The sequence below is a fragment of the Streptomyces sp. 8N706 genome (assembly GCF_052245415.1).
Lineage (GTDB): Bacteria > Actinomycetota > Actinomycetes > Streptomycetales > Streptomycetaceae > Streptomyces.
This window is the reverse complement of the sequence record NZ_JBQQBW010000073.1, coordinates 1-20,607: the sequence shown is the minus strand read 5'-3', so window position 1 is coordinate 20,607 and position 20,607 is coordinate 1. Positions and strand designations below refer to the sequence as shown.

General features: G+C 69.0%; 18 protein-coding genes. 13 read left to right on the top strand and 5 right to left on the bottom strand.

The features are described from left to right. Positions 1-246 precede the first annotated feature (246 nt). The gene (locus ACTWQE_RS23730; RefSeq protein ID WP_443331057.1) at positions 247-2,604 is read right to left on the bottom strand and encodes an MMPL family transporter; all 2,358 of its coding nucleotides are present in this window, start codon (positions 2,602-2,604) and stop codon (positions 247-249) included. 184 nt (positions 2,605-2,788) lie between these two features. Continuing rightward, on the bottom strand, positions 2,789-3,526 hold the full coding sequence (locus ACTWQE_RS23725; RefSeq protein ID WP_443331056.1) for an LmeA family phospholipid-binding protein: 738 nt from the start codon (positions 3,524-3,526) through the stop codon (positions 2,789-2,791). Positions 3,527-3,631: 105 nt separating this feature from the next. On the opposite strand from ACTWQE_RS23725, the gene ACTWQE_RS23720 reads away from it, so the two are divergent. Then, positions 3,632-4,276 carry a TetR/AcrR family transcriptional regulator gene (locus tag ACTWQE_RS23720; RefSeq protein WP_443331055.1) on the top strand — a complete coding sequence of 215 codons (645 nt, stop codon included), beginning with the start codon at positions 3,632-3,634 and terminating at the stop codon, positions 4,274-4,276. 169 nt (positions 4,277-4,445) lie between these two features. Here ACTWQE_RS23720 and ACTWQE_RS23715 read toward each other — a convergent pair whose 3' ends face one another. Together ACTWQE_RS23715 and ACTWQE_RS23710 are read right to left on the bottom strand one after the other, a co-directional pair. Beyond that, positions 4,446-5,402 carry a fumarylacetoacetate hydrolase family protein gene (locus ACTWQE_RS23715; protein ID WP_443331054.1) on the bottom strand — a complete coding sequence of 319 codons (957 nt, stop codon included), beginning with the start codon at positions 5,400-5,402 and terminating at the stop codon, positions 4,446-4,448. After that, positions 5,399-6,523 carry a VOC family protein gene (locus ACTWQE_RS23710; RefSeq protein ID WP_443331053.1) on the bottom strand — a complete coding sequence of 375 codons (1,125 nt, stop codon included), beginning with the start codon at positions 6,521-6,523 and terminating at the stop codon, positions 5,399-5,401. The genes ACTWQE_RS23715 and ACTWQE_RS23710 overlap by 4 nt, the downstream gene beginning before the upstream one ends. Before the next feature lie 469 nt (positions 6,524-6,992). Between ACTWQE_RS23710 and ACTWQE_RS23705 the strand changes: the two genes are divergently transcribed. The 10 genes from ACTWQE_RS23705 to ectB all read left to right on the top strand — a co-directional run bounded on the left by ACTWQE_RS23705 (position 6,993) and on the right by ectB (position 17,226). Beyond that, positions 6,993-8,270: a SidA/IucD/PvdA family monooxygenase gene (locus ACTWQE_RS23705; protein ID WP_443331052.1), complete on the top strand. Its 1,278-nt coding sequence runs from the start codon at positions 6,993-6,995 to the stop codon at positions 8,268-8,270. Between the two features lie 20 nt (positions 8,271-8,290). After that, positions 8,291-8,674 carry a cupin domain-containing protein gene (locus ACTWQE_RS23700; protein WP_443331051.1) on the top strand — a complete coding sequence of 128 codons (384 nt, stop codon included), beginning with the start codon at positions 8,291-8,293 and terminating at the stop codon, positions 8,672-8,674. Between the two features lie 24 nt (positions 8,675-8,698). After that, positions 8,699-9,958: a cytochrome P450 gene (locus ACTWQE_RS23695; RefSeq protein WP_443331050.1), complete on the top strand. Its 1,260-nt coding sequence runs from the start codon at positions 8,699-8,701 to the stop codon at positions 9,956-9,958. Continuing rightward, positions 9,958-11,157, top strand: a complete 1,200-nt coding sequence (locus ACTWQE_RS23690) for an NAD(P)/FAD-dependent oxidoreductase (protein ID WP_443331049.1) — start codon at positions 9,958-9,960, stop codon at positions 11,155-11,157. Before ACTWQE_RS23695 ends, ACTWQE_RS23690 begins: the two co-directional genes overlap by 1 nt. A gap of 9 nt (positions 11,158-11,166) precedes the next feature. Next, entirely contained in the window at positions 11,167-11,868 is a 702-nt protein-coding gene (gene epsC / locus ACTWQE_RS23685) for a serine O-acetyltransferase EpsC (RefSeq protein ID WP_443331048.1), read from the top strand. A gap of 47 nt (positions 11,869-11,915) precedes the next feature. After that, on the top strand, positions 11,916-13,544 hold the full coding sequence (locus ACTWQE_RS23680) for a methionine--tRNA ligase (RefSeq protein ID WP_443331047.1): 1,629 nt from the start codon (positions 11,916-11,918) through the stop codon (positions 13,542-13,544). After that, positions 13,544-14,740 carry a hypothetical protein gene (locus tag ACTWQE_RS23675; protein WP_443331046.1) on the top strand — a complete coding sequence of 399 codons (1,197 nt, stop codon included), beginning with the start codon at positions 13,544-13,546 and terminating at the stop codon, positions 14,738-14,740. Before ACTWQE_RS23680 ends, ACTWQE_RS23675 begins: the two co-directional genes overlap by 1 nt. A gap of 52 nt (positions 14,741-14,792) precedes the next feature. After that, the gene (locus ACTWQE_RS23670) at positions 14,793-15,521 is read left to right on the top strand and encodes a hypothetical protein (RefSeq protein WP_443331045.1); all 729 of its coding nucleotides are present in this window, start codon (positions 14,793-14,795) and stop codon (positions 15,519-15,521) included. An 11-nt stretch (positions 15,522-15,532) separates the two neighbouring features. Beyond that, positions 15,533-15,883 carry a cupin domain-containing protein gene (locus ACTWQE_RS23665; RefSeq protein ID WP_443331044.1) on the top strand — a complete coding sequence of 117 codons (351 nt, stop codon included), beginning with the start codon at positions 15,533-15,535 and terminating at the stop codon, positions 15,881-15,883. Between the two features lie 74 nt (positions 15,884-15,957). Beyond that, positions 15,958-17,226 (top strand): diaminobutyrate--2-oxoglutarate transaminase, encoded by a 1,269-nt coding sequence (gene ectB, locus ACTWQE_RS23660; RefSeq protein WP_443331043.1) that lies wholly within the window; start codon positions 15,958-15,960, stop codon positions 17,224-17,226. Positions 17,227-17,320: 94 nt separating this feature from the next. Here ectB and ACTWQE_RS23655 read toward each other — a convergent pair whose 3' ends face one another. Further along, positions 17,321-17,884, bottom strand: a complete 564-nt coding sequence (locus ACTWQE_RS23655; protein WP_443331042.1) for a CGNR zinc finger domain-containing protein — start codon at positions 17,882-17,884, stop codon at positions 17,321-17,323. A 117-nt stretch (positions 17,885-18,001) separates the two neighbouring features. On the opposite strand from ACTWQE_RS23655, the gene ACTWQE_RS23650 reads away from it, so the two are divergent. Then, positions 18,002-19,315, top strand: a complete 1,314-nt coding sequence (locus tag ACTWQE_RS23650; protein WP_443331041.1) for an APC family permease — start codon at positions 18,002-18,004, stop codon at positions 19,313-19,315. Between the two features lie 633 nt (positions 19,316-19,948). After that, positions 19,949-20,518: a hypothetical protein gene (locus ACTWQE_RS23645; protein ID WP_443331040.1), complete on the top strand. Its 570-nt coding sequence runs from the start codon at positions 19,949-19,951 to the stop codon at positions 20,516-20,518. Positions 20,519-20,607 lie beyond the last annotated feature (89 nt).

Genomic DNA, 20,607 nt, shown 5'->3' with positions numbered 1-20,607 from the left:
GGCAGGGCTGGACCGCCCCGCAAAAATCGAGAGAATTCCTTGGGCGACAAACAAAGAAACCGGAAGGCCCGGGACCGATGGACACAGCCACCGCCCGGTCACCCTTCCGGCAATAAGACACCCGACACAAATGAGAGTCAAGTGAAGTTTGAAGCATTTACGTGACGGACTCGCATATTCAACTTCATGGGCCGAGAATTCCGTCACACAGCAGTGCGGCCCAGTTAATCGAATGGTAAATTCCGGCTACTCGCCACCGCGAACAGCCGATTCGGCGGAATTCGGAATTCCACCTTCCGCATTTCCCCCGGAATTCTTTTGCCCCACCGTGTGGAGCCGTTCTCCCTCGATGTCCAGGTCGGGCAGCAGCCTGTCCAGAAAACGCGGCAGCCACCAGGCACCACGGCCCACAAGCGCCAGTACGGCGGGTACGAAGGTCATACGGACCAGGAATGCGTCGACGAGTACGCCGAAGGCGAGCGCGAAGGCGATCGGTTTCACAAAGGTGTCCTCCGTCGTCACAAAACTCGCGAAGACGAAGAACATGATGAGCGCTGCCGCGGTGACCACGCGCGACGCCCGGCGGGCGCCCAGCACAACGGCCTTCCGGGCCTGCCCCGTCCGTATCCATTCCTCACGCATGCTGGAGACGAGGAACACTTCGTAATCCATCGCGAGGCCGAAGAGGACACCGATGAGAACGACCGGGAGGAAACTCACCACGGGGCCTGTGCGCGCCACCCCGAGCAGGTCGGCGAGCCAGCCCCACTGAAAGACCGCGACCACGGCACCGAATGACGCGGCGACCGACAGCAGAAAGCCCAGCGTCGCCTTGACGGGCACGGCGACGGAACGGAACACCAGCAGGAGCAGCACGAGACACAGCCCGACCACGACGGCGGCGAAGGGAACGAGCGACTCGCTCAGCCGGTCCGAGACGTCGATACCGACCGCGGTGGTGCCCGTCACGGAGATCTCGGCGCCGGACTCCCGCTCCATGCCGGGGACCCGGTCACGGATGCGCTGCACCAGCTCCTCGGTGGCCTCGTCCTGAGGGCCGCCCCCGGGCACGATCTGGACCACCGCGTCACCCGACTCCGGGTCGTACTGGGGCTTCCCCATGGCGGATACGCCGGGCAGGTCACGCAGTTGGCCCGCGATCCCCCCGGCGGTCCGCTCTCCGCCCGCGCCTGGCGTCCCGGTCTCGACGAGGACGAGCAGCGGGCCGTTGAAGCCCGCGCCGAAAGCGTCCGTGATCGTGTCGTACGCCCTGCGCTGCGAGGTGTCCTCGGCCGCGCCGCCGTTGTCGGGGAGGGCGAGCCGCAGATCCATGGCGGGCACGGCGACCGTCAGAAGCGCGGCGGCCACGGCCATCACGGTCACCAGCGGCCTGCGGATGACCAGACGCGTCCAGCGCTCGCCGCCCGTGGCGGCCGCCGCGTCCGCCGGACGGCCGTCGGCCACCGTCGCGGCGCCCTCCGCCCCGGCCGCCGGAACGCCCGAATCCGCCGCCCCGTCGCCGGCCGCCGGCTTCCCGTACAACTCCTCGGCTTCGGCGGCGCGCTCACGCTCGGCCCGGCGCGCCGCACGCGAACCCGGCCCGGGTGCCAGACGCCCGCCCGCGAGGCCGAGCACGGCGGGCAGCAGCGTGGTCGCCACCAGCACGGCGATGGCGACGGCACCCGCGGCGCTGAGCCCCATGACGGTCAGGAACGGGATGCGCACCACCGACAGGCCCGCCAGCGCGATGACCACGGTGGCCCCGGCGAAGACAACGGCGCTGCCCGCCGTACCGTTGGCCACCGCGGCCGACTCCCGCGGGTCCATACCCCGCGCGAGCTGGCCGCGGTGCCGGGAGAGGATGAACAGCGCGTAGTCGATTCCGACCGCGAGCCCGAGCATCAGCGCGAGCGTCAGGGCCGTCGAGGAGACGCTGACCGCCGACGAGAGCGCCAGCAGCCCGCACAGCCCGACCGCCACCCCGACGAACGCGCTGAGCAGCGGCATCCCCGCGGCGAGCAGCGAGCCGAGGGTGAGCGCCAGGACGGCCAGCGCCACCACCACACCGAGCAGTTCGAGGGCGCTGACCGACACCACGCCATTGCCGTACGCCTGGCCGCCGACGGCCACCGTGAGCCCGGCCTCCTCGGCGGGTGCGACGGTGCGCTCCAGCGCGTCCAGGGTGTCCTCGTCCAGGGCCGAGCGGTCGACGGGGTAGTTCACCTGGGCCAGCGCCGTGGTCCCGTCCTTCGAGACCGTGCCTGCCTGCTGCGGCCGGACGACGGCGGCCACCTCGGGGGCCTTCCCCGCCGCGGCGAACGTCTTCTCCAGGGCGGCGGCGTACCGCTGGTCCATGACCCGCGTGCCCTCGGGTGCGCTGAAGACGAGCTGCGCACTGGTGCCCGCAGCCGCGGGGAAGCTCTCGGCCATGGAGTCGAGCGCCCGCTGGGACTCGGAGCCCGGGATGGTGAAGTCGTTGTCGAGCCGGCTGCCGAACGCGCCGGCACAGCCGGCGACGACGGCGAGGGTGACCAGCCAGAGGGTCAGGACCAATCGGCAGTGGCGGTAGGCGCCACGCCCGATCCGGTAGAGCAGGGTTGCCACGGAGAGGCTCCTCGAACGGTATGGCGGTGTGACGGTGGTGAGTCGGGCCCTCGGGGGAGAAGGAGCGGCCCGGGGTCGCCGGCGTCGGGGTACGGGGTCGTGTCCGGTCGGTGGGAGCGCGTTCCGACGCCGCGCCGAAATGACGAAACGTCAGTTCCGGCGTATGTCCGGGGATTCAGGGGATTCAGCTCTTGACGGTCGCGTGGTCACCCTTGAGGCCCACGCGGACGCCGCCGCTGGTCACCTCGAGCGATTCGGGCTCGAGGCCGAGCGGGAGGTCGGAGAGGGGGATGGAGTCGGGGATCCGCTGTGTGAGGCGCTGGGTGAGCGCCGGAGGCAGCGGAGTGCCCCGGAACGTCGCACCCGCCTGCTTCAGGCGGATCGTGTCGCCGTCCAGCTCCGGGCGGATGCCGAGCTCGATGCCGCCCTTGGGTCCGGCCTGCAGGACGAGCGCGTCCTGCTCGGGCACCGACATCACCGCCATGGCGCCGCCCTCCGCACCCGCACCGCCCGCCAGGCCGCCTCCTCCTCCGCCGCCGCGCGCGATGCGACCGGCCGAGTCGGTGAGCGCTGCCTCGGACGCCAGGGCCCGCACCTGCGTGCGGCCGATCGCCAGCCGCCCGTTCGCGCGACGCACGCTGTCCAGCTCGGCTTGGAAGGAGAGACCGGAGAACTGCCGGAACGTGGCGCCCTCCGCACTCACACGCACCTCGGGAATGGAGCCTTGGGCGAGCCGCACCAGGACGGGGGTGACACCCAGGTCCACGTCGGCGTCCGCGTGCAGCCTCTCGCTCAGCCGATCCGTGAACCGCCCACTGAGCTGACTGCGGGTCACCGTCTCCGCAACGCCGAGCCCCACCAGTACGAGGGCCACCGCCAGTACGGCGACCTTCCGCCGAGGCCGCACCCGTAAAACTGTCATGCCTGACACGGTACTCCAAGTGTCAGTCATGACAGATTTGTTCGAGTGAGGCGTACGCCACACCGGCCGGGCTCAACCACGGCCTGGCGAAGGGATAATCACCGCATGGCACAGCTGGGGCGACGGGAACAGCACAAGGAGGCAACCCGGCAGGCGCTGCACCGGGCTGCCCACCAGATGTTCGAGGAGCGCGGTTACGAGCGGACGACGGTGCGCGACATCGCATCGGCCGCGGGCGTGACGGAACGGACCTTCTTCCGCTACTTCCCTTCCAAGGAAGACCTCATCCGTGGCGAGATCCTCGACCTGATCCCCCTGCTCCAGGAGCACATCCGCGCCCGCCCCGCCGAAGAGTCCGACCCGGCCGCGGTGTTGAACGCCATACTGAACACCCTCGCCGAGCACGGCGACCCGGGCGTGCTCTTCAGTGGCCCGCCCGCGCGGAACCTTCCCGTCCCGAAGCAGAGCGCCGTCACCCTCCTGGTGCAGTTCGAGGACGGCATCGAAGTGGTCCTCGCCGAGCGCCTGGCGTCCCGGGCCGGCGACGACCGTGACGTCCGGCTCCGTACGGGCGTGCTGGCGCGGGCCTTCGCCGGGGCGATGCGGAGCGCGCTGGCCGCCTACGCCGCGCTGTCCGAACGGGAGAAGACCCCCACCACGGCGGAGCGGCTGCTGCGCTCGGCGTTCGCGGCGCTGCGCGACGCGGCGGACCCGGTGCCGGAGGCAGCGGGGACCGGTGACGGCCGGTGACGGATGCGGCGGAAGTGAGCCTTCGCTGCGCGGAATTACGCCGACGGGCGCCTGTCGGCGCGGGAGTGACACCGAAGGGGCCCGGTCGCGCGGGAGTGACACCGATGGCCCGGTCGGCACGGGAGTGATGCCAACGGGCCCGGTCGGCACGGGCGGGCGCCCGGGGCCGTCAGCTCGGGCCCCGTACCATCGTCCTCTGCTCCCCCAGGTCCAGCGCGCCGTCCGGAGTGGCGATACGAGCCGTGACGACATCGCCGTGGCGCAGATACGCGGGGTTCTTCTCCGCCCGCGCGAAGAACGTCTTCCACCGCACCCGCGGCGGCAGCAGCGCTCCCAGCTTCTCGACGGGCTTCGGCGGGGCCTTGAGCGCCGTGCCGCCCGGTGTCCCGGTCAACAGCAGGTCGCCGGGGCCCAGTTGCTGGAAGCGCGCGAGCAGACTCAGAGCGCGCGCGGGGCGCACGATCATGTCGGCGAGGGTGCGGTCCTGGCGCAGCACCCCGTTCACCGACAGTTGGAGGCGCAGATCGATCAGCCGGTCGAACTCCTGCGGCTCCAACAGGGTGAGGTGCGGGCCGGTCGGGGTGAAGGTGGGATAGGACTTGGCCTCGTAGAACTGCCCCTGGACGAGTTGGATGTCGCGCGCGCTGACGTCGTTGGCCACGACCAGCCCCGCGACGTAGCGGGGGAGGTCGGCCCGGGTCACCTCGACGCCCGTCGGCAGCTCCGCCCCGATCACCAGGCCCAGCTCGATCTCGTAGTCCAGCAGCCGTACGTGCGGCGGCCGGAGGATGTCGTCGCGGGGGCCGCTGATCGAGCCGGACGACTTGCGGAAGAAGGTGGGCGGCACGTCGTCACCGAAGCCCGCGTCCCGGGCGTGGCTGCGGTAGTTCACCATCTGCGCCACCAGCCGGCACGGAGCGGTCACCGGCGAGAGCACATCCAGCTCCGCGACCGGGACCCGGTCCGCGGTGTCCTCCGCTCCCGCGATACGGTCGGCGGCCTTGCCGACCGCGGCGCGGTCGGCGAGGAGTTCGGCGGTGGTGGTCCCCGCGGTCTCGACACGGACGCCGTGCCCGTCGCGCGCCACCCACCACCCGTCGGCGCTGCGGATCACATCAATGCTCACGAGCTCATCGCCTTCAACAGGCCCAGCAACTGGGCGACATCGAGTTCGTTGTCCTCGCGCAAGGCCGCGAGCGCGCTGCGGAGCCGGTCGCGGGAGGGCGCGGTACCGAGGAAGTCGCGCGTGGCGGGCGGCCCCCACTGGGCCAGGCCGGACGCGGACATCGGCGCCCAGCCCGGCTCGACGCCGCAGTCGAAGAGGTCGCCGTCGGTGAAGTGCTCGAGCATCAGCCGGTCCGGGTCGCGCCAGTAGTCGAAGATCTGGCTGCCCTGGATGTGCCGCCCGATGCCCCAGGAGCGCCGGTAGCCGCGCTCGGCGAGGTATGCGCCGCCCGCCGCCAGCGCGTCCAGATCCGCGACCTGGTACGCGGAGTGCACATATCCCGTCCCCGGCCCCAGGTGCATGGCGAGGGTGTGGTGGTCGGCGGGCTCGCCGCCCCGGTCGCAGCGCAGGAAGGCCATGGTGGGTCCGCGGTCGCGCCGGCCGGGGAGGAAGAGGAAGTCGCTGACGATCAGTCCGAGGGTGTCCAGGTACCAGTCCAGCGCCCTGCGAAACCACGGAGTCTGGAGGACCACATGCCCCAGGCGCTCGATCCGCGCGGGCTCCCGGGCAGGCCGCTGGGGGGCGTTGACCCGTACGGGGGCGCGGCCGATGTTCAGGGGAAGCGGCCGCTGGCCGGGCAGTTCCGGCAGCTCGCGCCGGCCGTGCACGACGCGTACGGGAAAACCCGAGGGGCACCGCAGGGTGACCCCATGGCCGCCGCATTCCTCGGCCAGGGCGTACACCCGGCTGCCGGTTGCACGGGCCAGCCGGTCGAGGTCGGAGCGGTCGGCAGCGCGGAACGCCGGGCCGGTGAACCGGGAGACCGGGCCGCACCGGATCACCAGACACGGCGGCCCGGGACGAGTCCCGCGCAGATGGAGCCGCTCGGGGGTCCGTAGGGCCACGGAGAAGCCGAAATCCTGGGCGAAGACCTCCGCCGAGTCCAGATCGGGCTTGGTGAACTCCAGCCAGGCCAGATCGACTGCCTTGATCACCGGGTCCCGCGATCTGCCCGGATGCTCGCCCCGCAGGGCGCCCTGCTCGCTGTGCACCCCCTGGTGAGGGTCTTTCACCTGCGGCATAGCCGGACACCTCCGGATCGCTGTTCCGGATCGCTCTCGCCGACGGCGGGAGAGGCTGCCCATGTGCGGACGAGGCTGCCAATGTACAGCTGTACAGCGACCGCATGCCCCACGACCGCACCGGAGACATCCGGCTTCCCGGCCCCCGTCCCGTGTCCATGGCGAATCGTGCTGTCACCGCCGCTCGTCGAGGAGTGCGACCAGGACAGTCGCGGAGGCCCGCGCGCTCCGCACTCTCCTCGGCGGGTGCCCGCGCCCTTCCGTACACCGGCCTCCTCCACTCCTGAGGGAGATTTCGGCGGCCGTTGCTCGACGGTGGTGGACCCGTATCCGCCGGTAGTCGCTTCAGGAGTTGACCTGATCCGCCTCATAAGAACGAAGACGGGGCCAAATCCGGACTCGTAGAGTTACTGCGGTCGAGAGCTTGATGGGGCCTGGCAATATCTTCAAGCGGATGGGGGACCCCTGAATGGGATCTTTTGATGCAGATGTGATCGGAGTCGGCTTCGGTCCTTCCAACATCGCGCTCGCAATCGCATTGGAGGAACTTCACCCCGATCTGAACGTCACGTTCATCGAAGGACAGGACTCCCCGGCCTGGCAGGCGGGGATGCTGCTCAGCGGATCCGATATCCAGCACCACCCGGTCCGTGACCTGGTTTCCCCGCGGAACCCCCGGAGCCGGTACAGCTTCATCAACTATCTGCACGAAGAGGGCCGGCTCTTCGAGTTCCTCAATCTGAATCTGCCCTTCCCCTTGCGCAAGGACTATGCGCGCTATGTCACCTGGGCTGCCCGTCAGTTCGACGATCAGGTGCAGTACGGGAAGCAGGCGGAGAGCGTCGAGCTGCTCCCGGATGGCGGTGGCGCCGAAGTGCGGCTGGTGGACGGCCGGCGGATCCGCTCCCGTTCGGTGGTGGTCGCCCCGGGGCGCCCGCCCTACTTCCCGCCCCCGCTCAAGGGGCTCGACGACAACCGGGTCTTCCACTACACGCGGTATCTGAACCGGGTCGACGAGATAGCCGCGGTCCCCGGCGCGCGTATCGCTGTCGTGGGCGGCAGCCAGGGGGCGGCCGAGATATGCCTTGACGCGGCGCAGCGGTTCCCGAACAGCCGCATCACCAATGTCCTGAGGGGTTTCGGATACCGGCAGAAGGATCTCAGCCCGTTCACGGCCGAGGTCTTCTTCCCCGACTACATCGACTACTACTTCGATGCCTCCGCAGAATCGAAGGCGGATCTGGACCGTCAGCTCCGGTACACGAACTACTCGGCCGCCGACATGGACGTCCTCACCGCCTATCACGCCAAGCTCTATGAGCAGCACCTGGACGGTGACTACCAGATCCAGCTGGTCCGCAACACCGACATCCTGGATGCCCGGTGCGGGGAGACCGGCGTCACCCTGGAGCTGTGCGAGCGCCATCTCGGCGGCGTCAGCTCCTTCGAGGCGGACTTCGTCATCGTGGCCACCGGATTCATCGATCTGACGGACGAGGAGGGCGAGAACTTCCTGCCGGGCCTGCTCTCCCCGATTCAGCCCTTCGTCGGGCGCACTCCCCTGCGGCATGCACGGATCGGCCGGGACTACCGCGTGCTGCCGGGCCCGGGCGAGGAGCTTCCGCCCATCTACCTGAACGGGCTCTGCGAGACCACTCACGGCCTCGGTGACGCCGGATCGTTCAGCCTCGTCTCACTGCGCGCCGCCGCCGTCGCGGACAGCCTCAGTAAAGCGCTCGTGCCCTGACCCAGGAAGAGGAAAAAGGGATGCACATTCACAGCTGGGAGCCGGCGGACCTGACGTTCGAGCCGTCCTACAACACCAAAGCACAGCGTCTGCCGCGGTTCGACGGCGCCGACGAGCCGTACGAGGGCGGAGCCTGGGTGATCGTTCCTCCCAAGTCCACGATGACCGAGCACATCAACCCCGACGGTGAGTCGGAGCTGTTCTATGTCATCTCGGGATCGGGAGAGATCGAGATTTCCGGGGAGCGGCGCATCGTCAAGTTCGGCGACACACTCTTCATTCCGCCGCATGAGAAGCACTTGCTGAGGAACGACAGCGACGAGCCGTTCGTCTTTCTCTCTCTGTGGTGGGGTGCACAGCCGGGTGCACAGCCGTCGAATTCCGCAGACACCGTCGAGCCGTAAAGAGCCGTAACGATGGGAGAAGAAGTGTCGACTTCTGCGAAGGTGACGGACACACAGTCGTACAACGACCTGTTGCAGCCCCACATCATGGCGGACCCCTACCCCGTCTATGACGTCATCCGGGAAAAGGAACCGGTGTGGTGGAACGAGCATCTGGGGTCGTGGCTGCTGCTGCGCAATGACGATGTGCTCGAGGCTCTGAACCATCCCGAGAAGCTTTCCTCCGACCGCACCTCGGCCTTCCTCGGCCACCTCAGCGAGAGCGAGGAGACCAGGTTCCAGGCGTGGGCGGATATGCGTCGGCGGATGATGCTCTACAACGACCCGCCCCGCCACACCCGGCTGCGCCGCCCCGTTCAGCGGGGGATGAGCGTCCGGCTCTCCAACCAGATGCGCCCGAAGATCCAGAAGGTCGTCGACGACCTCATCGACGGCGTGATCGAGCGCGGCGAGTGCGACGGAATCCAGGACCTCGGCTACCATCTGCCGGTCATCCTCAACTCCGAACTCATCGGTATTCCGGAAGCGGACCGGAACAAGGTCAAGAACTGGACGGCCGATTTCGTCGCCGCCATCAACGCCGGCGGGGCGAATGTCCCGATCACCGACCTGGAGCGCGGTCAGAACGCCGTGCTGGCCATGCGCGAGTACTTCACCGACCTCGGCGAGCGCAAGCGGGCCGAACCGCAGGAGGACCTGCTGTCCTCGCTGGTCGGGCGTGACGAGAACCCGCTGGAGGGCGACGACCTGGTCGCCACCTGCATCGTCGTCATGTTCGCCGGTCTGGAGACCGCCCTCAACCTGATCGGCAACGGCCTGCTGGCCCTCGTGCGCAACCCGGACCAGATGGCGCTCCTCAGCGCGCAGCCGGACCTCATGCCCTCGGCCGTGGAGGAGTTCCTGCGCTACGACGGCCCGCTGCACCTGGTGGGCCGCATGGCCACGGAGCCCATGACCATCCGGGGCGCCAGGATCGCCAAGGGCGACAAGGTGCTGGTGATGCTCGGCGCGGCCAACCGCGACCCGAACGCCTACGATGCGCCGCACAAGCTGGACATCACCCGCGCCGACAACCGGCACCTGTCCTTCAGCCATGGCATCCACTACTGCCCGGGTGCGGAGATCTCCCGCATCATGGGCGAGCTCTCCTTCGCCACCATCCTGCGGCGCATGGGCGATCTGCGGCTGGGCGACGGCGAGCTCGAATGGCAGCCCAACCTCTCCTTCCGCGGTCTGCGCCACCTGCCGCTCGAGTTCACCGCCGGCCCCCGAAAGGCCTCCTGATGGCCCGGACAGCCGACGTCGCCGTCATCGGCGACGGGGTGGTCGGCGCGAGTATCGCCTACCACCTCGCGGCGGCGGGTGTGAGCGTGGCGCTGCTGTCCCGGGCCGGAGCCTTCGAGCGGAGCGCGACCGGCAATTCGGCCGGCCAGGTGCGTATGCACCACAGCGATCCGCACGACGCCCGGCTGGCCGCGCTCAGCATGGAGACCTTCGAGCACTGGCCGGACCTCATCGGCGGTGACTGCGGATTCCGGCGTACCGGCTTCGCGTTCCTCGTCGACGAGGAGCACGCCGGTCTTCTGCCCGGCGCCGTCGCGGAGTTGACCGGTCTCGGGGTGGAGACCACCGTGCTCACGCCCGATGAGTTCGCTCCCCTGCACAAGGCTCTCGACCTCGACGGGGTGGGGGCGGTCGCCTACGAGCCCCGCAGCGGCTACGCGGATCCGGCGCTCACCACCGCGTCACTGGTGGAGCGCGCACGCGCACGCGGTGCCGTGGTCGTGACAGGCCGGGCCGACGCGGAGCTGTGCGGTACGGATGACCGGATCACCGGGGCGGTCATGGACGGCGAAACGGTCCTCGCGGACCACACCGTCGTCGCCGCGGGTACGGGATCCGCCGCGCTCTGCGCGAGGGCGGGAGTCCTTCCCGCCGCCGGCGACGGCACCGGTTCGCCGGGCGCCGCGGGTCTGCCGCTCCGCACACAGCAGGTCGGCTGGGCGGTGGCGGACTCCTCGACGATCCCCGGCGCGGACGGTCTGTGCATGGTCATCGACGACACCGCGGGGACGTACTTCCGTCCCGACGGGCCCGGCCGGTTGCTGTTCCGGGTCCCGCTCGACGGCCGGCAGGGAGCGGACCACGCACCCGTACGTCCGGAGGAGATCGCCGCGGGGCGGAGACTCGCCGCGCCCCGCCTCCAGGGCATCATGACCGCCCCGGTCACCGCGGCTGCCCTGGCCTGCGAGGCCTACACGCCCGACGGCCGCGCTCTCATCGGCCCCACGGCCCGACACCCGGGGCTCTATCTCGCCACAGGATTCAACGGTGGTGGCTTCAAGACGGCCCCGGCGGTGGGTCGTGCCGTCGCCGCCGAACTGGCGTCGGGTGCGGAGCAACCCGAACTCGTCCCCTACCGCCCAGGCCGTTTCGCGGCCGGAGAGCCCCGACCGATCAGCCGGCGCTACCGGCATATGTAGGGCATCGACATGACTCCACTGTCCCGTTGGCGATTCACCAGGACGAGATCCGAGAAGGAAGGTGGCCGAGAACCGCGGAAGAGCGGCGCCCTGCGGACGGCGCTGCGGCGCGCCCGCGAGGACGTCCAGGTCGTCTGCGACAAGGATCCGGCCGTGACGAGCCCGTTCGAGGTGCTGCTCTATCCGCATCTGCACGCTCTGTGGCTGTACCGCGCCGCGCACTCGCTGTACGTCCGGGACCACCGGGTCGCCGCCCGGGCCGTCTCCATGCTGGGCCGCTTCGTCTCCGGTGGCATCGACATCCACCCCGGAGCCCGTATCGGCCGGCGGTTCTTCATCGACCACGGGTGCGGAGTGGTGATCGGCGAAACGGTCCGTATCGGTGACGACGTCATGCTGTACCACCTGGTCACTCTCGGCTCGGTGGGATGGTGGCACGACGCGACGCGCGGAGCCGGCGCCAAGCGCCACCCCACGATCGGAGACGGTGTGGTCGTGGGTACGGGAGCGTGCGTCCTGGGCCCCGTAGAGATCGGCACGGACAGCATGATCGGCGCCAAGGCCGTGGTGATGACCTCGCTCCCCGGCCGTTCCCGCGTCCCCGCGGGACAGGTCGTCAGCAGGCCTGCCGAGAACGGGGGTCACCCCCGGACCGCGCCGGCCTCCGCGGCCATTCCCCTGCGTACGGCCGATCAACGACGCGCCGAGTAGCGCATCCGAAGGCCGCCCCTTTTTTGTGTGGAAAGGACGACACACCCATGTCCAAGAAGGTACTGATCACCTGCGCTCCGCCGAATCCCAACGGTGACCTCCACCTGGGACACCTTTCAGGACCTTTCATGGGGGCCGATGTACTGCGCCGTTACCTCGTGGCGCGTGGTGTCCCCGTGAGCTACGTCGCTTATACGGACGACCACTCCTGCTATGTGCCGCGCCGGGGCACCGAACTGGGCTGGGACGCACGCACGACCGCCTTCCGCTACACCAGCCGTATCGAGCAGACGCTCGCCCTGGCCGGCATGCTGCCCGACTATTACGAACACCCGCACCGGGAGCCGAAGCACGACTCCCTGGTGCACGAGCACTTTCTGCAGCTCTGGAAGAACGGCGTCATCACCGAACAGGAGCTGCCCACGACGTACTGCCGCACCTGTGACGGCTTCATCTACGAGGCGTACATCCGCGGCCGCTGCCGTTTCTGCGCGGCTCCCAGCGACGGGACGTACTGCGAGGAGTGCGGTTACCCGCAGGAGCCCGGGGGCGTGGTGGACGGACACTGCGTGACCTGCGGCGGCGAGCCCGAGCTCCGCAGCGCCCCGCGGCTGGTCGTGCCGCTGGCGCCCTTCGCGGAGCGGCTGTCGGCCCTCTACGCCGAGAGCCCCTGGCGGAAGCGGGTGCTCGAATTCTGCAAGGGCATGATCGAACACGGTCTGCCGGTGGTCCCGATCAGCCGCGAGGCTGACTACGGCATTCCCGTCCCACTGGAAGGGTGGGAGGGCCATGTTCTCGACACGTGGTTCAGCGGGATCTTCGGCTATATCGCCGCGACAGCCGCACACGGCACCGCGCTCGGAAAGCCCGATGAGTGGCAGAAGGTGTGGAAGGACCAGGAGACCGAGCTGGTCCACTTCATCGGTTTCGACTGCAGCTTCTCCCACGCGGTGCTCTGGCCCGCTCTGTTGCTGGGACTCGGCGACTACATCACGCCCAAATATGTGATGAGCAATGAGTTCTACACGCTGGAGGGCGACAAATTCTCCACCAGTCGCGGCCATGCGATCTGGGGATTCGACTTCCTGCGCGAGGTGCCCTCGGACGCGGTCCGGCTCCATCTGTGCCTGACCGCGCCGGAGGAGGCGAAGACCGACTTCCGGCTGGCCGACTTCGACCGTACGGTCAACACGCTCCTCGTGGGGCAGCTGGAGGACTGGGCCGCCTCGGTCGTCTCCCTGCTGGCGCAGGAGCACGGTTCGGTGGTGCCCGGGACCGACCGCGCTGACTGGCCGGCCGCCGTGCGGAGCCTCGCCGAACAGCTGCCCGAGGACATGGCCGGCGCCCTCGAGCCGGACGACTTCTCGCTCCGGGGTGCCGCCTCACGGCTGACCGATGCGGTGACCCGGGCATCCGAGGATCTGCGGCAGTACCGGGAGACCCCGCCCGCCGAACGGCCGGACGCCGCGGCGGTGCTGGCGTCCCACGCCGAACTGCTCGGAGTCGTGGCCGCGGTGTCGGCGCCCCTCATGCCCGTCTGGTCCCGGCACGTCGGCGAACAACTGGGCATGGCCGTCACCTTCGACGGCGTCGCGTGGCCGGAGCAGGGGCAGGCCCTGGTCCCGGGCGGGCAGCACATCGCCCAGGGCTACCGACGTCTGTTCCAGGAGCGGTAATGACCGGCGTGCCCACTCGGCCCGGGCCGGCACTGGCGGTGAACGTCCTCGGTGTGGGCGCGCTCTTTCTGCCCTGGACGGCCAAGGCCGCCCATGGCACGGAAGCACTGCTCGGGTGGGGCTACCACATTGTCGCGGGCGCCCTTTTGGTGGCGGCCCTGACCAGCGCCGCCCAGGCTCCCGGTGCCGGCAAGGGAGCCGTCCCGCTGACCGACGAGGTGCTCGGAGAGGTACAGGGCCGGGCGATCCGGTGCTACTACGTCCTCGGCATCACGGCGGGTCAGATCGTGGTCGCGCTGGTGGCCGCCGGTTTCCTCGCCCAGGCACTGGGGCCGGACCAGGGCGGGGCGGGCGCGGGCGGCTTCATCGGATGGGCGGCGGCGGGGGTCCTCGCGCTCGCCGTGGCGCTGGCACCCTCGAGCCGAAAGGCGGCGCCCCTGGTGGTGTTCGGCGCGATCCTGGTCCTCCTGGTCGCGGCCCTGGCGTTGGGGTCGGGCCCCGTACCGGGACCGGCCTCCCCATCCGCCGGGGGGCTGGTCCCGGTCGGGCAGGCGGCAGCGCTCCAGTTCTTCGTCGTGGTCGGATGGGAGGCGGCCTCGCGGCTGGCTCCGGCCACGGGCAGGCGGCGTCTGCTGGGCCCGCTCGGAGGCGTGGCCGCCGTCGGCATCCTGTACGGGAGTGTGCTGTGGGCGGCGCCGTCGGTCGGTACGGACCGTACGGTCGCGGGTCTGGCCCTGCCGGAACTGAGCGGGAGCGGGCCGGGCCGTGCGGTGGCCGCGGGCCTGGCGCTGGTCGCTGTGTCCTTCTGTGTGAACAACATTCGCGGCGCCGCGCAGCTGGCGGCAGGGCTGACGAGCAGTCGCCCCCAGTCCGGCCGGGCGGTCGGCGGGGCCGCGGCCGTGCTGGGTGCCGTGGCCATGGCGGGGGTCGCTCTGGTGCAGGGCGGTCAGCTGTCCGCCACGGACGCCCTCGCGGTGCCGAACGCCATGGCCTGCGCGGTCTTTCTCACCGTGGCCGCCGCGGCCGTCCGCGCGAGCGACGGCCGCCGGCGCGGCCTGGGTGTGGCGGCTCTGGCAGCGTATCTGCCGCTGCTGCCCTTCCTCGGTACCGCTGTTCTCATCCCGGTGGCGGTTCTCGCGGGCTCGGCTCTGCTGGCTGCGCTACGCCCCGGGAAACCGCTGACGGAAAAGCCGTAGCCATCTCCCCCGGCATTCGCTCGATGTCGCCCCTATCTGCGGAGGAAATACCATGCCCTTGCTGTCCCGCGGCGGATTCGACCAGTTCGCGGCAACCGCGAGCGGCCCGTCGTCCGATGAGTACGGTCTGACGGGCCCGCAGCCCTTCACCGTGCTGCGTGAGGTCACGCGGGAACTCCAGCCGGTTCCCCTCACCTTCTCCTCGACCGCCGAAGAACGCGGTGTCACGCTCACCCGCTTGCGGCTCACCACCGGCAGCCGTGTGATGCTGCGCCGCGTGGCGGATGAGGAAGCCCCGCTGCACATCCTGGCCTGGTCCTGGGACCTCAGCGGAGACGGTCCGCTGGTGAATCCGGTCCCGGAGGAGGACCTGTCCCGCTGGACCGTGCCGTTTCGGAAAACCGAACGACGCCTGGACGACGCCCCCCTGGAGCTGGTGCCACGACGGCGGGTCATCGGCTGCCAGTCGGTGCGCGTGATTCTCTGGCAGTCCGACCGGGGCGACGACCCCCGTACGGTCATCGACCAGGTCCGGGAGGCCATGCGGCACAGCCGGCTCGCCGCCGCGCTGTCGGCGCTCGCGACGGCGGAAACCACGATGATGACCGCCGTGGGAGTCCGGGAGGCGGCAGGCGAGCTGGGACGCGAGATCGCCCCCGTACTACGGGCGCTGTGCAGCGACTACGTCGATTTCTTCGAAGGTTTCTATCCAGCGGCCGAGAATGCTGCGGGAACAGAACATTTCACCGGCTACCACAGTGAGTTGTCCCTCCGGATATGAAGGTCACCAACGTGCCGAATGACCGCCGATTCCAGGTTTTCGAGCCAGACGACGGAGAACGGGAGCCCGCGGGCGAGCGGTATCTGGAGTTCCTCCGGGTGCCGGACATGAGCGCCGGGGTCTACCGGCTGGCGGCTGACGAGCATGATCCGCAACAGCCGCACGCCGAGGACGAGCTCTACGTCGTGCTCGCCGGCCGGGCCACCATGGTGGCGGGCGACGAGCGCCGCCCGGTCGGACCGGGATCTGTTGCGTACGTCCCCGCGGAAGTACCCCACCGATTCACCGACATCACCGATGACCTGCGTGTCGTGGTCGTCTTCGCGCCCCCGGAGAGCCGACCGACGAGCGCCTCCTCCTGAGCCGACGCACCGCCGCCAGGCGGTCGGCTCCACAACTCTTCTCCCCCACGCCACTCACCACCCAGGAGCCCGCCGTGACCAGAACCCCGCCCGAGCCGAATATCTTCGCGACCCTGGAATCGGAGGTGCGCAGCTACTGCCGCGGCTGGCCGACCGTCTTCGACCGCGCGCGGGGCAGCCATATGTACGACGAGGACGGCCGCACCTACCTCGACTTCTTCGCCGGGGCGGGTTCCCTGAACTACGGTCACAACAACCCGGTGCTGAAACGGGCTCTGATCGACTACATCGAGCGCGACAGCGTGACCCACGGCCTGGACATGTCCACCACGGCCAAGCGGGCCTTCCTGGAGGCGTTCCAGCACACGATCCTGCGTCCGCGCGACCTGCCGTACAAGGTCATGTTCCCGGGGCCGACGGGAACCAACGCCGTCGAGGCGGCGCTGAAGCTGGCCCGTAAGGTCAAGGGCCGCGAGGCGATCGTCTCCTTCACCAACGCCTTCCACGGCATGTCACTGGGCGCGCTCGCCGTGACGGGCAACGCCTTCAAGCGCGCGGGCGCCGGTATCCCGCTGGTGCACGGCACCCCGATGCCCTTCGACCACTATCTGGACGGCCGGGTGCCGGACTTCCTGTGGTTCGAGCGGCTGCTGGAGGACCAGGGCTCCGGCCTCAACCATCCGGCCGCCGTGATCGTCGAGACGATCCAGGGCGAGGGCGGCATCAATGTCGCCCGCCCGGAGTGGCTGCGTGGCCTGGCCGACCTGTGCGAGCGCCATGACATGCTGCTGATCGTCGACGACATCCAGATGGGCTGCGGACGCACCGGCCCCTTCTTCTCCTTCGAGGAGGCGGGCATCGTGCCGGACATCGTCACCGTCTCCAAGTCCATCAGCGGTTACGGCCTGCCGATGTCACTGGCCCTCTTCAAGCCCGAGCTGGACATCTGGGAGCCGGGCGAGCACAACGGCACCTTCCGCGGCAACAACCCGGCCTTCGTCACGGCCGCCGCGGCCCTGAACACCTACTGGAACGACAGCCAGATGGAGAAGCAGACCCTGGCCCGCGGCGAGCAGGTCGAGCAGGCGCTGGGCGCGATTTGCGACGAGCATCCGCGGAGCGCTGCCGGTTACCGCGGCCGTGGCCTGGTCTGGGGTCTGGAGTTCGCCGACAAGGACCGGGCGACGAAGATCGCTGCCCGCGCCTTCGAGCTGGGGCTGCTCATCGAGACCTCGGGCCCGCGGAGCGAGGTCGTCAAACTGCTGCCGCCGCTGACCGTGACGCCGGAGGAGTTGGACGAGGGGCTGCGCATCCTCTCCCGGGCGGTGCGGGACACGGCTTGAGGGTCCGTGCGCCACGAGGGTCCGGCGCCGGGTACGGCTTCGTGGGCGCGATCGGGTACGCACTCGGACACACGACCGGGGGCACGGCCATCCGTCACCGGTGCCGCTCTCGATAGGCGCGCGTCTTCATACGGTTTCCACACAGGTCGGCGGAGCACCAGCGGCCTCTCCCCGGCCGTGACCCGTCGTAGAAGACCCACCGGCAGTCAGGGGCCTCACACATCTTGAGCCGGTTCCAGGTGCCGGACGCGACCGCGTCGACGACACGGAGCGCAATGCCCTCGAGCGCACTGTCCACACCGGTTCCGGCCGGAGTCAGAACGGGTGGCTGCCCGGGTGCCACGCCGAGCCGGAAGCCGAGCCGGACGCCCTGCGTCGGCCGGCCGGCGGCCGGGCCGGCGGGTTCGGCCCGCTCGAGGGATGTGCGCAGTTGCGTCCGCAGCTGATGCGCACGGGTCAGATCCTTCTCGTCGGCGGGGACATCGGCTCCCAGCAGGCCCTGTTCATGGAGCCATGAGACGAGTTCCGCCGGTGTGGAGAGTCGCTCACCCCCCTGGTGCGGCTTTCCATGACGGACGAAAGAGCGCAGATCGAGAGTGTTGAGGAAGGCGTGGAGGAGGGCGACTCCGGGGGGCAGGGGTGTGCGTTCGGCATCCATGGCCTGCCTCTCAAGCACAGTAGGCGACACTCATTAACTCCCATTGTAAGTGTTGACTTCCCTGGCGGCACCCGCCTACGCTCCCTTGCAGAACCGGCGGTTGGGGAAGGAAAGGCGTTGACGCAGTCACTACGTCGTACGATCACGGTCACGCAGGGCGTGGCCCTCTACGTCGGCGCCATCGTCGGGGCCGGGGTGCTGCTGCTGCCGGCCATCAGTGCCACCCGGGCAGGACCGGCGTCCATCGTGGCCTGGGTCTTCGACGCGGTTCTCGGCATTCCGCTGGCCCTCACCCTGGCGGCGCTGGCCAGCCGCTACCCCAACGCCGGCGGTGCGGCCACCTTTGTCACCCAGGCCTTCGGCTCCATGGCCGGCACGGTGATCGGCTGGTTCTATTTCATCGCCGCCGCCACGGCACAGACCCTGGTCGCGCTGACCGGCGCGTACTACGGGTCCTCCTACTTGGGCCTGTCCCGCGGAGCGACGTTTCTGGTCGCCGGGCTGATCATCACCGTCGCCACGGTCTCCAATCTCCGTGGCATCAAGATCAGCGGCCGGCTGCAACTCGTGTTCGCCGCGACCGTCGCCACCATGCTGCTCCTGGCATTCCTGGTCTCCATCCCACGGTTCACCGCCGCGAGCTGGACGCCCTTCGCCCCCCACGGCATGGCCGAAGTGGGCAGCGTGGCCGTCGTCATCTTCTTCGCCTTCTTCGGATGGGAAGCCATCACGCATCTCGCCGAAGAGTTTCGCGACCCGGTGCGGGACGTCCCCCGTTCCACGATGATCAGCGTGGGAATCATCACCGCGCTCTACGTCGGTGTCGTCGTCGCGACGATCAGCACCGGAACCTATGGCGACGACGAGGTGAACCGCACGGTCATCGCCCGTCTCCTGGCCAACGGATTCGGTGGTCCGGTCGGGGTGATGACCGCTGTCATCGCCATGCTGATCGCGCTGGGAACGGCGAACGCATTCGTGGCCGCCACGTCGCGTCTGGGCTATGCCCTGGCCCGTGACGGAGCATTTCCCGCTCCGTTGGCGCGGGTGAGTTCCCGGGGCGTCCCGGCGGTGGCCGTACTCGCCGTCGGCGGTTATGCGGGAGCGGGCATCGTCGTCAGCTACTTCGCCCACTGGGGCCCGGAGACCTTGCTCGTGGTTCCGAATTCACTGGTCATCATGACGTTCCTCGCAGCCATGGCGGCCGGCGTGCGGCTGCTCAGGGGAATGGCACGCGTGCTGGCCGGAATCGGCACTCTCCTGTGCCTGGTACTCATTCCCTTCAGCGGTGGCGTGATCGTCATTCCCCTGGCGATTGCTGCCATAGCTCTGGCGTACCACTACTGGACCAGGAACTCCCGGACGGCGCACACCGATTCACTGGAGGACCCGCAGGAAGGCGAGCGCCCGGCCGCGGCACACCAGGAATGAGCCGGCGCCTCTCCACCGCAGCGGCACCTTCTCCTCGCGTCGACCGGACAGCCATGTGGCTCCCCACCGGTCGACGTGAGGCTTTTGCGGCGGCTGTTCGGTCGCCCGGCGGGAGACCCGAGGGTTTGAGGAGCGTCATACATGCAGCCATTGAGGAACTTTGCAGCTGTTGTACGCAATAGAGCGTGATAGCTGCATGAGTCCGCCCTTTCCTATCCATTGCACCCCCTCAGGAAAGCGGAAGCCGAGAGTCCTACGGGTGCGCCGGCTCGGCGACGGCCATGAGCGCAACGCGCGAGCAAGATCACAAGCAACTGTCAGCCGATTGTTGCTACCGTTGGCGTCACGGGGCACTTACGTTCGAGCCACAAGCATCGGGCGTGCCCCTGGCCGCCCTTGATGGAGAGGCTCGTTGACCAGCATCGTCCTGGTCTGCAGGAACGGGCACACGCAAGGACAGACCAGGGAGGGGATGGACGTGCACGCATGGGCTTCCATGCGGGCACGGAACGGCGGCCGACCCATCGGGCTCAAGCCGTTGGTGCGACAGTTGAATTGCTGTCACATCCGGCGAGAATTCACCTGAGACATCCAACTCAGGATCGTTTGTCACGCGTCTGGGGAGCCGCGCTCATGACGAATAGCATTGCCGACCATACCCCACAATCCAAGAGCAAGACAAAGCGAACCATCATCTTCGACCGGAACGAACTCAGCCGGGCGGGATTTATTTCCCTCGTCGGCCGGGATGCGCATCTCGACGTCATAGAAACAGAGTTCCCTTCGGTCGGGATGACGACCATCATCCGCCAGTCACGTCCGGATCTCATCGTGATAGCCGATGACTATCGCGTGCTCGACAGGATCGAACGGGTAACTTCCGTTTCCCCTCGGATTCCGATCGTAGCCTTCGCGGACCAATGGGACCGGGATTCCGTCATGGGCGCATTGCGCCTCGGTGTGCGCGGCTTGGGGGTGAAATCAGGAAGCCGCGCCACGATCATGGCGGCTATTCACGCCGTGGCCGCCGGTGGGACCTACCTCGCCAATTCACTGGCCGATGACATCATCGGCGCCGCGCTCGATCAGGTACACCCGTCCGTCTCCGGAACGTCGGAGAAGATTGCCGCCCTCACCGCACAGGAACGTCGGGTGCTGACTCTGTTAGCCTCGATCGTTCATGAGTCCTCGTCGGTTTACTGACGGGGACTCTGCGTCTGTGGGGTGCGGCTTTTTCTGTGCCAGTGCACGCGGAGGGCCCGGCTGTCGCGTCGGGTGGGCGCCGGGTTCCA

Excerpts from the sequence above, each read along its gene's own strand:
- ACTWQE_RS23725 (WP_443331056.1), bottom strand. The coding sequence starts at position 3,526 with ATGACAGTTTTACGGGTGCGGCCTCGGCGGAAGGTCGCCGTACTGGCG.
- ACTWQE_RS23720 (WP_443331055.1), top strand. The coding sequence starts at position 3,632 with ATGGCACAGCTGGGGCGACGGGAACAGCACAAGGAGGCAACCCGGCAG.
- ACTWQE_RS23710 (WP_443331053.1), bottom strand. The coding sequence starts at position 6,523 with ATGCCGCAGGTGAAAGACCCTCACCAGGGGGTGCACAGCGAGCAGGGC.
- ACTWQE_RS23705 (WP_443331052.1), top strand. The coding sequence starts at position 6,993 with ATGGGATCTTTTGATGCAGATGTGATCGGAGTCGGCTTCGGTCCTTCC.
- ACTWQE_RS23700 (WP_443331051.1), top strand. The coding sequence starts at position 8,291 with ATGCACATTCACAGCTGGGAGCCGGCGGACCTGACGTTCGAGCCGTCC.
- ACTWQE_RS23690 (WP_443331049.1), top strand. The coding sequence starts at position 9,958 with ATGGCCCGGACAGCCGACGTCGCCGTCATCGGCGACGGGGTGGTCGGC.
- epsC (WP_443331048.1), top strand. The coding sequence starts at position 11,167 with ATGACTCCACTGTCCCGTTGGCGATTCACCAGGACGAGATCCGAGAAG.
- ACTWQE_RS23680 (WP_443331047.1), top strand. The coding sequence starts at position 11,916 with ATGTCCAAGAAGGTACTGATCACCTGCGCTCCGCCGAATCCCAACGGT.
- ACTWQE_RS23675 (WP_443331046.1), top strand. The coding sequence starts at position 13,544 with ATGACCGGCGTGCCCACTCGGCCCGGGCCGGCACTGGCGGTGAACGTC.
- ACTWQE_RS23670 (WP_443331045.1), top strand. The coding sequence starts at position 14,793 with ATGCCCTTGCTGTCCCGCGGCGGATTCGACCAGTTCGCGGCAACCGCG.
- ACTWQE_RS23655 (WP_443331042.1), bottom strand. The coding sequence starts at position 17,884 with ATGGATGCCGAACGCACACCCCTGCCCCCCGGAGTCGCCCTCCTCCAC.
- ACTWQE_RS23645 (WP_443331040.1), top strand. The coding sequence starts at position 19,949 with ATGACGAATAGCATTGCCGACCATACCCCACAATCCAAGAGCAAGACA.